Source organism: Sporosarcina saromensis (assembly GCF_054901285.1).
Genome location: NZ_CM142738.1, coordinates 1427629 through 1442574, shown reverse-complemented (window position 1 = coordinate 1442574; position 14946 = coordinate 1427629). Strand labels below are relative to the sequence as shown.

The following is a 14946-nucleotide window of genomic DNA, read 5'->3' as shown; positions in this document are numbered from 1 at the left end:
TTCCCCCTATCTTTCCACTGACGGAATGATCACTTCATTTTTCATTACATGATAAAGTCCTAGCTGCGTAGCTCGAACATAAGGCAAATGCGTCGATTGTAAAAACAAAAAGGTGTAGACCGCATCTCCATGTTGGTAACCTCGAGTCGCTAAAGCTTCTTTTAACGCCACTTCTTCTTCAATTAAACGCTCTACAGAGGAAGCAGATAATCCCCCACCAATTGGTAGAGCGATGGAAGCAACAACTTCGCCATCTTCGACAAGCACCATTCCACCGTTCATCCGTTTCATCTCATCAAATGCTTGCTTCATCGCGCCCTTATCTTTGCCAATCAAAATGAGATCACCTGTATTTGAATACGACGAGGCCAATCCTTGAACTTGATTGGCAAAGCCTTTTATGACTGTGTTCACACGCCACTTCCCATGTCGATCGACGAGTAGAAGAAAACTTTCATCATGTTCTTCCGCTAACTTGTCCACTGATAAATCGATCGTTACTTCATATGGTTTCGTAATGACATCATTAACCATTCCAATTCCGACAGGATGTGTAAAGTCAAAATCTTGTTCACTCAAATCAAAATCGAGTGTACAATCCGGAATGATGGACCAATCCACGTGCTGAAAAGTTCCAGTGGATTCATTGTCCCTCTTTAGCCATTTTCCTTTTGATAAGACATCTGTAGGTACCGGATGCCATTCGTCGTCAAGGAAGTTCAGCGTAGCATATCGACCCGTTGCAATGAGTCCATGCAAATCATCCATTCCGTAATATCTTGCTATGTTATAGGAGGCCATTGCATAGGCATCAATTGGTTTAACACCGGCATCCAATGCAACTTGGATACATTTATCCATGACCCCATCTGTGTGGAATGAAGGTGTAGATCCATCCGTCGTCATCATTAAATGATCAAAAACATGTAATTCTTTGTCCACAATACCTCTTAACAAATGCGGTAAATCAGGACGAATGGAAGAATGGCGAAGCGTCACCGCATAGCCATGAAGTAAGCGTGATTCCACTTCTTCCACAGTCATCGCTTCATGATCCCCATCTGCGCCAATTAGCTTCATTCTAGCCAACGTTCGTTCAGAGGCACCCGGAAAATGCCCTTCAATCTTTTTGCCTGCAGCCTTGGCAGCAAACAAATTGGTCATCATCTCTGCATCGCCGTTCAGAAGTCTTGGCCAACCTGTCAGCTCTCCCCCCATCAGCACATCGCTACGCTTTATCCATTCAGCAACTGCTGCTGGAGTGAACATTTCTCTCTCGTTGTGCAACACGGTTTGCGAGTCAAACCGCGCCCACCAATAAAACGAAAATGGCAATTGGTGTAATTGGTCAACCAATTTGAAAGCCTTTTCATTCCCTAAGAGCAAGAAGAACGTCAAATTATCTGCAATGAATGTCGTCGTGCCTCGTTTCCCTGCAAAAGATGCAAATGATTCAGGGTTGTACAACTGAAATGGGTGAACATGCGGTTCAATATAGCCGGGAACGATTTTTTTCCCTGTCGCGTCAACCACTTCCGTCTCCTCCATCAAGACAGGCATTCGACTGCCTGTATACACAATACGATCACCATGAATCCAAATGTTTCCTGTTACCCACTGCTTTAAAACAGAATGGAGGTAAGTAGCATTCTGGATAACCATATCAGGCGAAGCTTTACCGTTAATAATTTGAAGTTGTCTATCTATTGTATGTTGGTCCCACATAATATTGACTCCTCTTTTATCTTTCTATGGTTTTATCGTAGCATAGCAATCGTTGGAAATATAGAGCCAATATGCGCGAAGAGAGAATGTTCCGTCATACACGCAAACCTCCAATAGAAGAATGAACTGCTTTGTTCTCGGTTACTCTAAGAACAAAGATTAAGGGTTAAGGAGGGTTACAAAGATGAATTCACACAACGATGATAAAACCCCTATTCTATTTCATCGTCTCGCCAGTCATCTAAAACCATCCGATGACATCATTCAAACGCCTTTACACGCAGAAGGGACAAAAGCGTATTTATTTTATGTAAAAAGTGTAGTAGATGGTCAAATCCTTCAAACAACGATTATTAAACCTTTTTTTGAATTACGTGCGGCAGATACTTTTGTACAATACCTCTCTTCGTTGCCAAACAAAGTGGACGTTCCTGCTGAAAGACAACTACTCGTAGAGTTGACGAAAGGCCATGTCTTAATTGTCGTTGGACAAAGAACCCTATTATTGGACATCAAAAAGAATGTAACAAACACCGTCTTAGAAACGGCTTTAGAGCCTACTGTCCATGGGCCCCAGTTTGGTTTAAGTGAAAATCTAGAAGTGAATTTAAATATCATTCGACATAGATACTATACGTCTTCACTCGTAGTAGAAGTATCCAATTTGGAAGACGAATCTAATCGTCCTATTGCTATTTTGTATGATGAAAAAAATGTCGATCAACATGTACTCGACCTTGTTAAAGAAAGACTGAAAAAGATTAAAACACCCCTTGTCCAATCAACCGGTGACTTAGAGCTGTACTTAAACAATCAAAAACTAACATTGTTTCCTGATACGTTATTAACGGAGCGACCTGATCGGATTGTCTATAATTTAGCTGCGGGCAAAGTTGTGCTACTAGTAGATGGCAGTCCTCAAGCAACAGTGGCACCTGCTGTCTTCTTTGATTTTATGGTTTCAATGGAAGATCATTATCACTCTTTTTGGATTTCATTGTCGACGCTCATCCTGCGCTACGCAGGATTACTAACCTGTATCATTTTGCCTGCACTGTATGTAGCCATCATATCTTTCAATCCAGATGTCATCCGTACAGAGCTTGCCCTTACAGTTGCTGGGAGCAGAATAGGAGTTCCTTATCCTTCTTATATTGAAGTGCTTTTCATGCTCGTCTTTATTGAATTGCTCACGGAAGCAAGTATTCGATTACCGAAGGCGGTTAGTGCAACAGCAACAACTGTCGGTGGTTTAATACTTGGGACAGCAGTCGTCGAGGCTGCCCTTGCTTCCAATATTATGATTATCGTCGTGTCACTCGTTGCAATTTCAACATTCGTTATCCCCATCAACGAAATGAGTTTTTCTATTCGCATTTCAAGATTTTTTTTATTGCTGTATGCCTCTTTATTTGGCTTGGCGGGGGTCATTATCGGCATGCTTGGCATTATGATGTATTTAACGAATAAAGAAAGTTTCGGAAAACCGTATTTAAAAATGTATTGGAAAAACCGCAATGATGAACTGAAGGTGAAAGCGGATGAATAGATACGTTTATTATTTAATTTTTATAAACATGATTGCGAATTTAGTTGCGACAGTTCCTAGAATACTCGTTGTGGAGAGTAAAAATGGGGTGCTGTTTTCTATGGGGCTTGCAGCAATTTCAGGTGTTATTATTACGTTCATCACGGTCAAATGTTTTAACAATTTTCCAGGTCAGGACCTCATTGAGTTACTTAAAACCAGGACTCCAAAGTGGTTTTCCGTGCCTGTTCTGCTCTATTTCGCGCTGAACTGGTTTATAGCAGGCCTCATTACCTTAGTAACATTCACTTTCATACTCATTCGTTTTTTGTCACCAGAAACTTCTATCTTCATGTATGTGTTAAGTTTTTTGGTCATCATCTCTTATGGGGTCCTAGCTAAAACAAAAAGTGTATTATACATGACTGAATTAACAGTCGTCCTATTTAGCCCTTTTGTCTTCTTACTCATCGTAAAATCATATGTGAATGACGTGTTTAATATGGATTTTGTCAAGGTCGCTCTAATGCATGCAAATGAATGGCCAAGTTATTCCGCCTATACAGCTTCCACTTACTTATATATCGGTATTGTCAATCTAGTTGTCTTTAATCGCTATCTTACGGAGAAAATCCGTTTTGGTGCAAAACAGATCATCATTATTGGAGTGGTTGGCGCTTTCGTTTTATTAACAACATATTTCGTACCGATTGGTATTGCTGGGTTTGATGAGATCGATCGATTAATTTATCCTTGGATTTCCACAAGTGATTCCATCCGAATGCGCTTTGGTATTGTCGAGCGCTTACTTTTCATTTTTTTATTAATCTTTTTAGCAATTGCTGTGCTCAGCATTGTTATTCATTGGCACGTTGCTGTGAAATTCTTTTACACGGTGTTCACATTCAAGAAGCTGAAGTGGAAGGATAAACCACTATCACCTGTGCTCATCCTTATACTGTTTTGGAGTGTAGGAATTTACATGGTCTCTTACTTAACCGAGCATCAGTTATTTATTTTTACAAGCTATTTCTTTAACTTACTGCCCTTGTTTTTCACAGTTTTAATAATAGTCTTTTTTGTCATTAAGCGAGGTGTGAAGGGATGAAACAATTACATTTGTTAATTATTTCGCTTTGTTTGATAAGCACGTTTCTTTCAGGTTGTGGCTTTAAAGATATTGATAAACGAGTATTCATATCAGCAATTGGCATTGATCCAAGTGAAAATGGCGAAGGATTTAAAGTAACTTTGAAGATTGCGTTACCAATTGGTTCTGTTAAAGATGCTTCAGGTGCTAAATATGCCTATTTTTCAAAAGAGGGTGAGACAATTGGTGAATCTTTACGCACCCTTGAAACACATACTGACAAAGTGCTCGAATTCGGTCATATGAAAGCAATTGTCATCCATGAAAAATTGCTAGCAGATGGCGTGAAAGAATATATGGATTATTTCACTCGTAGAGGCGATATCCAGCTCATTGCATATATAATCGCTGCCCGTCCAACCGCTGAAGATGTCTTAAAAACTGAACCGAGTACTGAAGCCGCTTCAACGGTTTCGCTTTTTAACTTTTTTGATCAGACAGGTACGGAAAGTCCTTTTATCACGACAGCTTTTCTGTTCCAATTTAGACGAGATTATTACGGAAAGGGAATCGATTCATTCATTCCGTTAATGGAGACAAATGAAGATAAAACCGAACTACGTGTCAATAAAGCTATTGTTACTGGACTAAATGATAAATTTCTCGTTCTCTCCTCTATTCAAACCAAATATTACAATACGGTCTTCAATGAAAAAAGCGGGTTTGACTACAAAGTAAAAAGTGAAGATTTAGTTCTCATGTTAAATATCGATAACATTCATACGTCATATAAAATTATTACAGATGGCAATGAACCTGTTTCAATAAAAGTCGATGTCAAGATGATCGGAATCATTGGACAATCAAATAAGATTTTATCGATCGACAAGTTAGATGAATACAATAAAATTTCATCGAAAACAATTGAGAAAAAGTTATTGGATTTTTTGAAGTTACTTCAAGAAGAAAAGTTAGACCCCGGATTCGGATTGCACTACCGTGCAACCCGATTAAATGAAGAAGGATTATTCGAAAAATGGAAAGAAGCTTATCCATCTCTCCCTATTGATTTAAACGTGGATGTTCAATTAAAGAGTACGGGGGCGATCGAGTGAAGTTTGCCTAGTCGTTTAAAAAGAGCTACGGGCAAATTGAGTTGAGACAAGAAGTAGTATTGAGCAATGAACTTGCGACGAAATTGAAGCGTCACTGTCCTTAAATCGACTTGCCACACCTCATTATACTTCTATTGAAAACAATAGCGTGTGAAACCATCAAACAATAATGGTTTCACACGCTAATAGTATTCGATCAACTACTTGAATTAATTACTCAAAGGTGCGCCAGCCGATATCTGTACGGTAGAAGAAATCCTTCCACTCCAAGTTATTTAAGCCTTTGTAGACATGTTCCTGCGCCTCTTTCAATGAAGAAGCCTTCGATGTAACGAGGAGGACACGGCCTCCATTCCCGATAAACCCTTCACCTTCTATCTTTGTGCCCGCATGGAACACTTCCAAACCGATGTTCTTTAAAACATCTAACTCTGGCAATGCATTTCCTTTTACTACATCTCCCGGATAACCGTCTGCAGCAACGACGACCCCTAACACAGCATCATCATGCCATTTCAATTGATATGGTTTGCCTGTCATGAGCGCCATCATGAATTCTCCCAAGTCAGATGCCATCCGTGGTAATACGACTTGTGTTTCCGGGTCACCGAAACGAGCGTTAAATTCAATCACTTTTGGTCCCTCAGCTGTCAAAATGAGTCCGGCGTATAAGATCCCAGTGAAAGGCAGACCAACTGATGCCATTGCCTCAACAGTCGGTACGACAACCCGATTATACGCTTCTTGGATGACGTGTTCTGAAATTTGAGGAACAGGCGAGTATGCTCCCATGCCGCCGGTATTAGGCCCTGTATCGCCATCGAATGCACGCTTATGATCTTGCGCGATGACCATTGGATAGATACGCCCAGCATGGACAAACGACATATAAGAAAACTCTTCACCTTCGAGGTATTCCTCAATGACGACGCGTGATGATGAATCACCAAATTTTTGATTGCCAATCATTTCATCCACTGCATCGACTGCTTCCTCCATTGTCATTGCCACGACGACGCCTTTACCTGCAGCAAGTCCATCGGCTTTTACAACAATAGGTGCGCCTTGTTGACGGATGAATGCTTTTGCTTCGTCCACATCCGTGAAGGTGCCGTAAGCTGCAGTTGGAATGTTGTACTTCTTCATTAATTCTTTGGCGAATGATTTGCTACCTTCAATTTGTGCTGCGGCTTGCGTCGGACCGAAAATCCGTAAATTTCGTGTTTGGAAGTAATCAACAATTCCCTCCGCTAACGGTTGCTCAGGACCTACAAAAGTCAGGTCAATCGCATTTTTTTCGACAAACTCTGCGAGCGCTGCAAAATCGTTGGCGCGTATTTGTACACATTCAGCGTCTTCTTTCATGCCATCATTCCCAGGCGCAACAAACACTTCAGAGACAGAAGGAGACTGCTTAAATTGCCTTGCAATCGCATGCTCCCGTCCCCCACTTCCGACTACGAGAACTTTCATGAATAGATCCCCCTTGTATTAATGCTTGAAATGACGCACGCCCGTGAATACCATCGCAATTCCGTATTCATTCGCTTTCTTAATGGAATCTTCGTCCTTCACTGATCCACCTGGCTGAATGATCGCTGTAATACCTGCTAGTGCTGCAGCTTCAACGGTATCATCCATCGGGAAGAATGCATCCGATGCCAACGCAGCACCTTTAGCCCGTTCCCCCGCTTGTGCCAATGCAATAGTTGCTGCACCTACTCGATTCATTTGCCCTGCACCTACACCTAACGTCATTTTCGCATCTGATACGACAATTGCATTAGACTTCACGTGTTTGACAACGGACCAACCGAGTTTCAACGCTTCCCACTCTGCTTCTGTCGGCTTTCGATCTGTAGCAACACGAATGTCCGCATCATCGAACCCATATGTATCCGGTTGTTGTATGAGCAACCCACCTTCTACAGAAACCGTGTTCCACTGATCTTTTTTCTGCTGGGTGAACGAAATGGTCAATAAACGGATGTTTTTCTTCTGTGTCAACAGCTCCATTGCTTCATCTGTAAACGATGGTGCGATAATGATTTCCAGGAAGATTGACGATAATTGCTCTGCAGTTTTCGCATCCACTTCACGATTTAGTGCCACAATCCCTCCAAAAATCGAGGTAGCATCTGCTTCATATGCTTTATTGAACGCTTCAGCAATTGTTGCTCCAGTACCAACTCCACAAGGATTCATATGCTTTACTGCGACAGCAGCCGGTTGTTGGAACTCCTTGACGATTTGAATGGCAGCATTCGCATCTTGAATATTATTATAGGATAGTTCTTTTCCGTGCAATTGCGTTGCATAAGCAATTGAGAAATCCGAGCCGAGCGGACGGCTATAAAATGCCGCTTTCTGATGTGGATTTTCACCATAACGGAGCGGTTGTTTCAATTCGTATGTATAGGTCACTTGCTCCGGGAATTGTTCACCAGCAAGATCTGTCAAATAGCTCGAAATAAGGGCATCATACGCCGCGGTATGCCGGAATACTTTTGCTGCAAGACGGCGACGAGTTTCCAGTGTCGTTTCACCAGCAGATGTTAATTCTTTTAACACTTGCTCATAGTCTCCTGCATCCACGATGACCGTAACATAAGCATGGTTTTTAGCCGATGCACGTAACATTGCTGGTCCGCCAATGTCAATGTTCTCTATTGCATCCTCAATTGTTGTGTCGGGTTTGGCGATCGTTTCTTTGAATGGATACAAATTCACACATACGATATGGATTGGTTGTATCCCGTGTTCCTTCATTTGTGCTATGTGGGAGCTATCATCTTGTTTAGCAAGCAAACCACCATGGATCATCGGATTTAATGTTTTTACGCGCCCTTCCATAATTTCCGGGAAACCTGTCACTTCATCGACAGCTGTGACTGCTACTCCATTGTCTTTTAAATGTTTCATCGTTCCGCCTGTTGACAGAATTTCGTAATCCAATGCGACAAGCGCTTGTGCAAATTCTAAAATCCCAGCTTTGTCCGACACACTGAGCAATGCGCGTTTTTTCATGATTTATATCCTCCGATTACTAGTTAATTGCGTTAGCGACAAATAATTTTTGCAACGTTTCTTTGTAAATGACATGCTCAATGGCATGAATGGATTGTGCAGTCATTTCAGTATTCCCATCCACAACCCGAACAGCTTCTTGCGCAAGAATCGGGCCTGTATCCATTCCTTCATCTACAAGATGTACGGTGATGCCTGTCACTTTCACGCCATGCGCAATCGCTTGTCCGATTGCGTCCTTACCTGGAAACGATGGTAATAAGGAAGGGTGGATGTTAACAATGCGTGATGGAAAAGCGGCCAACAAATCAGGACCGATCAAACGCATATAACCGGCTAATACAATCCATTCCACTTCAGCTTGGCGGAGTATGTCAATTACCGTTTTTTCAAATGCTTTCTTAGTTGGGAACGCTTTAGGCTCAACTGCTACGACGCGAACTGCAGCTTGCTTGGCACGTTCAACAACGAAGGCAGCCGGTTTATCCGTCATGACAAGCGCAATCTCTGCGTTCAATTCCCCTTCACGGCATGCATTTTCAAGAGCGGCAAAATTGCTGCCGCTCCCTGAAGCAAAGACCGCAATCTTCACCTTTTCTTTCATTGCGTTAAACTCCCATCGTGCTTACCAATGAACGTAATGCCTTCCGACTTAACGACACGACCAATTTCGTATGCATCTTCCCCGTGCAAAGCTGCAATTTGAATAGCGCGTTTCGCCTGTTCAGCAGGAAGGGCGATCACAAATCCGATTCCCATATTAAAGACACTATACAGGTCTTTATCAAGTAATTCCCCTTTATGTTTTAACATGTTGAAGATAGGGAGTACCGGCCAAGAGCCGAGCTTCACTTCCACACCAAAACCTTGTGGGAACATCCGAGGAAGGTTTTCAAAGAAACCACCACCTGTAATATGCCCCATTGCATGTACGTCTAACTCTTCATGTATTTGAAGGACGGGTTTTGCATAAATCTTCGTTGGTTCCAACAACGCGTGACCAATTCGTCCAAGTTCTTCATAACCAGCAATGTATTCATCCATCATATAGCCTTGCTCTTCAAAAACAATTTGACGTACTAACGAAAAACCATTTGAATGAATTCCGCTAGAAGCGAGACCGACTAACACATCGCCTTCTTGTACATACTCACCTGTCACAATGTTGCTTTTTTCACAAGCACCGACAGCAAATCCTGCTACATCGTACTCATCGACTTCGTAAAGTCCTGGCATTTCAGCTGTCTCGCCACCGATTAACGCAGCACCGGCTTGTACACAACCATCCGCAATTCCTTTGACAATCGCTTCCACTTTTTCAGGAACTGCTTTTCCGAGTGCGATATAATCTAAGAAATAAAGCGGTTCTGCCCCTTGAGCAACAATGTCATTTACACACATCGCAACACAGTCAATGCCAATTGTATCATGCTGATCAGCCATGAATGCCACTTTCAGTTTTGTTCCGACTCCATCTGTACCGGAAACGAGCACAGGCTCTTTATACCCGAGCGCAGAAAGATCGAACATTCCACCGAAACCACCAAATGCCCCCGCAACCCCTTTACGTGCTGTCCGTGCAACATGTGATTTCATGCGTTCTACGGACTCATAACCCGCTTCAATGTTGACACCCGCTTTTTCGTAAGCCTTCGACATGGAATTTCCTCCTTTGAGCAAATATGTACAACTATCCATCACAATGACGAATTACCAACCTACTGGATACGTAACACCTTTGAGGTAAACCAAACAGAACCGCTTATACGTCATCAACTACGTATGAGTGCGTCTACATGGACAATCAACGACGCAAGCTAAAAGATCGAACGGATAGGTATTTGTGCGTCTGACAATCACTTACCGTCCGATTTCCTTCTCATGCGGCAATACCGTATCCGCATAAATGTCTGTCGGATATTCACCTGTGAAGCAAGCAAGACATTGGCCACAATTTTTCATCTCAGGTGACCTGCCAATCGCTTTCAGCATCCCTTCAGCAGAAAGGAATGTAAGTGAATCGGCTCCAATCAGCTCACGCACTTCCTCGACTGAACGTCCGGTTGCAATTAGCTCCGAGTCCGTACTAATATCGACGCCATAAAAACAAGGGCTCACTAGAGGCGGTGCACCAATGACGACATGGACTTCAGTAGCACCGGCATCCCTCAACATACTGACAATCCGTTTTGACGTCGTTCCTCGCACAATCGAATCATCGACCATGACGACACGTTTCCCGGCAACGACTTGATGCACTGGAGACAGTTTCATCTTCACGCCACGCTCACGCATCGACTGCGTCGGTTGGATGAACGTTCTGCCCACATATCGATTTTTGATGAGTCCTAATTCATAAGGAATGCCACTTTCCTCTGAAAAGCCGATTGCTGCAGAAATACTTGAATCAGGTACACCCGTCACTACGTCTGCCTCAATTTTCACTTCCCGAGCCAATTGCTTGCCGCAACGTTTGCGCGCCATATGAATATTAATGCCGTCAATATCTGAATCCGGTCGGGAGAAATAGACATACTCCATCGAACACATTGCCCGTTCAGCTGGCTCAGCAAAACGATCCGACTGCAAACCTCTTTCATTAATAATGACCAATTCTCCCGGTTCGACAGAACGAATGCATTCCGCGCCAATTAAGTCAAACGCACATGTCTCTGAAGAAACGACCCATGCATCCCCTAATTTCCCCAACGACAACGGTCGTAAACCGTTCGGGTCTTGAGCAACCATTAAACCTTCTTCCGTCAACACAACAAAAGCAAAAGCCCCTTTCAACATGGACAACGCTTTTTTCACACGGTCCCGCTGTGTCAAGGACCCACTGCTACTTCGCTTAATCAAATGCGCTAACACTTCTGTATCCGAAGTCGTTTGAAAAATGCTCCCCTGTCTCTCTAAGCTTTCCTTTAAATCTTTTGCATTGATCAAGTTCCCGTTATGTGCAATGGCCATACTACCTGTCGTTGAACGAAAAACGAGGGGTTGTACGTTTTCTGCACCACGCCCATCCTCTGTCGTATACCGGACTTGACCGATCGCACTGCGACCTGTCAAACTTCGTATCGCGTCGCCTGAAAATACGTCATTGACAAGGCCTTCCCCTTTCACAACATGAAGACCTTTGTGATCTTTCGTCGCGATTCCAGCACCTTCTTGACCACGATGTTGCAATGCGTGCAGACCATAATAACTGATCTGCGCCGCATCTTCATGACCCCATATCCCAAACACTCCACACTCTTCGTTTAAGCCTCTGAGCTCAGCAAGCATGCAATTGCTCCTTTCCATGCAGAACGGAACTCTTCCACCGTCCCATCTATCAACACGGAATCCTCTTCACCCGTAATCCTGATTTCCTCTCGATCGGTCACAGTACCGATTCGTACAGCGTCCTCATTCAATTGCTCAAATGCATGTGCATGTTCTTCTTTTACCGTCACGATGAAACGTGACTGTGTTTCACTGAAAAGCGCTGTCACTGGTGAGCCAGAAAGCGTCACTTCTGCACCGAGACCTTTCGCATCAAACGCCTTTTCACAAAGTGCTACAGCAAAACCACCTTCTGAAAGATCAGTAGCTGATTGGATAAGGCCATTCTGAATCGCAGTAAGCAATCCTTTTTGACGGTGTACTTCCACGTCTAAATCGATTGCAGGCACTTTCCCGAAAATCTTCCCTTCAATCATTTGTTGCAATTCACTGCCACCGAATTCCGTAGCCGCTTCCCCAATGACGTAAATCGCATCACCAGCTTGTTTAAACGATGTAGTCGTCACTTGCGCCAAATCGTGGACAATCCCTACTAACCCCATCGTTGGCGTCGGGTACACAGGTACTCCATTCACTTCATTGGACATTGAAACATTCCCACCAATAATGGGTGTATTTAATTTACGGCATGCTTCTGCAATTCCATCCGCAGATTTCTCAATTTGCCAAAACACTTCTGGTTTGTCCGGACTACCGAAATTCAAACAATCCGTTGCAGCAATTGGCTCAGCACCTGAACAGATCAGATTGCGCGTCGCTTCAGCTACAGCAATTTTCCCGCCGGTTTCCGGATCAAGGTATATGAACCGGGAATTGCAATCTGCCGTCATGGCAAGGCCTTTATTCGTCCCTCTTACCCGAATGACACCCGCTGAAGAGCCTGGAGCCACAACAGTATTTGCACGTGCTTGTGTATCAAACTGGTTGTACACCCATTCCTTGGACGCAATGGTCGGTCGTTTCAATAACGCTACTAACGTCTCCTTCAAGTCTTCAACGTTTGGCTCTTCATTGGCCATCGCTTGGAATTCCTTATAATACGCAGGCTCTTCTGATTTTTTATAGTAAACAGGTGCATCTTCAGCAAGTGTGTCTGCTAATACTTCCGCTACTACTTCCCCTTTATGGTAAAGCCTTAACATCTTATCATCCGTCACTTTACCGATTGCAACTGCTTCAAGCCCATATTTTGAGAATAAATCGATGATTTCCTGTTCGCGACCTTGCTTCACGACAACGAGCATACGCTCTTGGGATTCAGATAACATCATTTCGTACGCAGTCATACCTTCTTCACGTTGTGGAACTAGGTCCAAGTTCATCTCCACACCATAGCCCGCTTTTGAAGCCATTTCAGCTGATGAAGACGTCAGTCCGGCTGCCCCCATATCTTGAATACCAATTAACGCATCTGATTTCACGAGTTCTAGACATGCCTCCATAAGGAGCTTCTCAAGATATGGATCACCTGCTTGCATGACCGGCAGTTCCTCTTCTTTATCGACAGCCACTTCCGCTGAAGACATCGTTGCACCGTGAATGCCATCACGTCCTGTCTTTGCCCCGACATACATAACGGTATTGCCAACACCGGAAGCAAGCCCTTTTTGAATATCTTCATGGTTCAGTAAACCAACAGCCATCGCATTGACAAGCGGGCGTTTTGAATAGCAATTATCAAATTGCACTTCTCCTGCAATTGTTGGGATTCCAATCGTATTTCCGTAGCTCGCAATACCCGCTACCGCTTCTTCAAACAAATAACGATCACGTGCTTCCGTTAAATCTCCAAAGCGCATGGAGTTCACGAGAGCAACTGGACGTGCTCCCATCGAAAACACATCACGAATGATTCCACCTGCTCCTGTTGCTGCTCCGATGAAAGGTTCGATTGCAGAAGGGGAGTTATGGGATTCAAGTTTAAACACAGCTGCTTGATTATCACCGATATCAACAATCCCAGCACCTTCACCCGGTCCTTGTAGGACACGTGCTCCTTCAGTTGGAAACTTGCGTAGGACCGGTTTTGAACTTTTATAGGAGCAATGCTCAGACCACATAGCAGAGAAAAGTCCTGTTTCTGTATAATTCGGAAGCCGTCCCAGCATACTGACTGCCCGATCAAACTCCTCATCGGTCATCCCCATTTGGCGATACAATTTCTCATCTTTGATTTGCTGAGCTGTCGGTTCATGCATGACGTTCACTCCCGTTCTTCAAGATTGATTGAAATAATGCTAGACCATCTGTTCCACCAATGAGTACTTCCACAGCGCGTTCAGGCAATGGCATCATCCCTAAAACATTTCCTTGTTCATTCAAAACACCTGCAATGGCTGCAACACTACCATCTTCATTGCCATCCGCATACGTAAAAGCAACCCGGCCATTTTTCTTTAATGATGCTGCCGTTTCAACATCAACGTAATAATTCCCATATTCGTGCGCGAAAGGAAGTGTTATGTGCTGATCTTGTTCATAAGCACTCGTAAACAATGAGGTTGCATTTTCAACCTTCACAGATGTTTTACCACTTCTAAACTTCAATCCTTTATTTCTCAAGAAAGCACCTGGCAATAACCCCGCTTCCACGAGAATTTGAAAACCGTTTCCAACACCAAGTACTGGTTTTCCTGTAGCAGCAAACGCTTGTAAACTAGCAATTGCAGCTGAGCTTAATGCAAGCGCACCTGGTCGTAAGTAGTCTCCATAGGAAGCTCCTGTCGGAATGACAACTCCGTCATAGTGTTGCAAGTCCGCTTCATAATGCTGCACAATCTCTGCATGTGCACCGATGATATCTGTCAGCGCATACTTCATATCTTCATCACAATTGGAGCCTGGAAAGCTTAGTATAGCGAACTTCATTTGCCCGCAACCTCCTCAATTTCGAAGCGATAGTTTTCGATTACTTTATTGACAAGAAGGGCATTGCACATTTCATGTACACGTGTTTCAATCTCCGAATTTGTACCTGCCAAATCAAGTTCAATCATCTTTCCAATGCGGACATTTCCAACTTCATCGAAACCTAACTTATGCAGAGCATCCTTCGTAGCAATACCTTGTGGATCTACAACACTCTCGCGTAATGAAACGAATACTTGTACTTTTGTCATGTTTGTTTCCTCCCGGATCAAATTAGTTTGTAATCGATTTATGTGGTAATGAAA

12 protein-coding genes are annotated in these 14946 nt (G+C 43.3%); 3 read left to right on the top strand and 9 right to left on the bottom strand.

Annotated features, from left to right (window positions below):
• Positions 1 to 6: 6 nt before the first annotated feature.
• Positions 7 to 1725, bottom strand: a complete 1719-nt coding sequence (locus ACVHUV_RS07090) for an adenine deaminase C-terminal domain-containing protein (RefSeq protein ID WP_371391523.1) — start codon at positions 1723 to 1725, stop codon at positions 7 to 9.
• Between the two features lie 184 nt (positions 1726 to 1909).
• Here ACVHUV_RS07090 and ACVHUV_RS07085 point away from each other — a divergent pair, with 184 nt between their 5' ends.
• Genes ACVHUV_RS07085 through ACVHUV_RS07075 form a run of 3 tightly spaced genes read left to right on the top strand, consistent with a single transcriptional unit; the run spans position 1910 to position 5458 of the window.
• Complete coding sequence (locus ACVHUV_RS07085; protein WP_462086570.1) at positions 1910 to 3274, top strand: spore germination protein; 1365 nt, start codon at positions 1910 to 1912, stop codon at positions 3272 to 3274.
• Positions 3267 to 4361 (top strand): GerAB/ArcD/ProY family transporter, encoded by a 1095-nt coding sequence (locus ACVHUV_RS07080; RefSeq protein ID WP_462086569.1) that lies wholly within the window; start codon positions 3267 to 3269, stop codon positions 4359 to 4361. Before ACVHUV_RS07085 ends, ACVHUV_RS07080 begins: the two co-directional genes overlap by 8 nt.
• Positions 4358 to 5458, top strand: coding sequence for a Ger(x)C family spore germination protein (locus ACVHUV_RS07075; RefSeq protein ID WP_462086568.1), 1101 nt, complete (start codon positions 4358 to 4360; stop codon positions 5456 to 5458). The genes ACVHUV_RS07080 and ACVHUV_RS07075 overlap by 4 nt, the downstream gene beginning before the upstream one ends.
• 213 nt (positions 5459 to 5671) lie before the next feature.
• Here the strand turns inward: ACVHUV_RS07075 and purD are convergent, their stop codons facing one another.
• From purD to purS, 8 genes are all read right to left on the bottom strand, one after another.
• Positions 5672 to 6931: a phosphoribosylamine--glycine ligase gene (gene purD, locus ACVHUV_RS07070; RefSeq protein ID WP_462086567.1), complete on the bottom strand. Its 1260-nt coding sequence runs from the start codon at positions 6929 to 6931 to the stop codon at positions 5672 to 5674.
• Between the two features lie 18 nt (positions 6932 to 6949).
• Positions 6950 to 8485 carry a bifunctional phosphoribosylaminoimidazolecarboxamide formyltransferase/IMP cyclohydrolase gene (gene purH, locus ACVHUV_RS07065; RefSeq protein ID WP_462086566.1) on the bottom strand — a complete coding sequence of 512 codons (1536 nt, stop codon included), beginning with the start codon at positions 8483 to 8485 and terminating at the stop codon, positions 6950 to 6952.
• Positions 8486 to 8504: 19 nt separating this feature from the next.
• Positions 8505 to 9089, bottom strand: a complete 585-nt coding sequence (gene purN / locus ACVHUV_RS07060; RefSeq protein WP_462086565.1) for a phosphoribosylglycinamide formyltransferase — start codon at positions 9087 to 9089, stop codon at positions 8505 to 8507.
• Positions 9086 to 10144, bottom strand: a complete 1059-nt coding sequence (gene purM, locus ACVHUV_RS07055) for a phosphoribosylformylglycinamidine cyclo-ligase (protein ID WP_462086564.1) — start codon at positions 10142 to 10144, stop codon at positions 9086 to 9088. Before purM ends, purN begins: the two co-directional genes overlap by 4 nt.
• Before the next feature lie 201 nt (positions 10145 to 10345).
• Entirely contained in the window at positions 10346 to 11773 is a 1428-nt protein-coding gene (gene purF / locus ACVHUV_RS07050) for an amidophosphoribosyltransferase (protein WP_317946048.1), read from the bottom strand.
• A complete protein-coding gene (purL, locus tag ACVHUV_RS07045; protein ID WP_462086563.1) occupies positions 11749 to 13980 on the bottom strand; it encodes a phosphoribosylformylglycinamidine synthase subunit PurL in 2232 nt (743 codons plus the stop codon). Before purL ends, purF begins: the two co-directional genes overlap by 25 nt.
• Positions 13964 to 14641 carry a phosphoribosylformylglycinamidine synthase subunit PurQ gene (gene purQ / locus ACVHUV_RS07040; protein WP_371391532.1) on the bottom strand — a complete coding sequence of 226 codons (678 nt, stop codon included), beginning with the start codon at positions 14639 to 14641 and terminating at the stop codon, positions 13964 to 13966. The genes purL and purQ overlap by 17 nt, the downstream gene beginning before the upstream one ends.
• On the bottom strand, positions 14638 to 14892 hold the full coding sequence (purS, locus tag ACVHUV_RS07035; protein WP_317946054.1) for a phosphoribosylformylglycinamidine synthase subunit PurS: 255 nt from the start codon (positions 14890 to 14892) through the stop codon (positions 14638 to 14640). The genes purQ and purS overlap by 4 nt, the downstream gene beginning before the upstream one ends.
• Positions 14893 to 14946 lie beyond the last annotated feature (54 nt).

Coding starts and splice junctions, on each gene's coding strand:
- ACVHUV_RS07090 (WP_371391523.1), bottom strand. CDS start 1,725: ATGTGGGACCAACATACAATAGATAGACAACTTCAAATTATTAACGGT.
- ACVHUV_RS07085 (WP_462086570.1), top strand. CDS start 1,910: ATGAATTCACACAACGATGATAAAACCCCTATTCTATTTCATCGTCTC.
- ACVHUV_RS07080 (WP_462086569.1), top strand. CDS start 3,267: ATGAATAGATACGTTTATTATTTAATTTTTATAAACATGATTGCGAAT.
- ACVHUV_RS07075 (WP_462086568.1), top strand. CDS start 4,358: ATGAAACAATTACATTTGTTAATTATTTCGCTTTGTTTGATAAGCACG.
- purD (WP_462086567.1), bottom strand. CDS start 6,931: ATGAAAGTTCTCGTAGTCGGAAGTGGGGGACGGGAGCATGCGATTGCA.
- purH (WP_462086566.1), bottom strand. CDS start 8,485: ATGAAAAAACGCGCATTGCTCAGTGTGTCGGACAAAGCTGGGATTTTA.
- purN (WP_462086565.1), bottom strand. CDS start 9,089: ATGAAAGAAAAGGTGAAGATTGCGGTCTTTGCTTCAGGGAGCGGCAGC.
- purM (WP_462086564.1), bottom strand. CDS start 10,144: ATGTCGAAGGCTTACGAAAAAGCGGGTGTCAACATTGAAGCGGGTTAT.
- purF (WP_317946048.1), bottom strand. CDS start 11,773: ATGCTTGCTGAGCTCAGAGGCTTAAACGAAGAGTGTGGAGTGTTTGGG.
- purQ (WP_371391532.1), bottom strand. CDS start 14,641: ATGAAGTTCGCTATACTAAGCTTTCCAGGCTCCAATTGTGATGAAGAT.
- purS (WP_317946054.1), bottom strand. CDS start 14,892: ATGACAAAAGTACAAGTATTCGTTTCATTACGCGAGAGTGTTGTAGAT.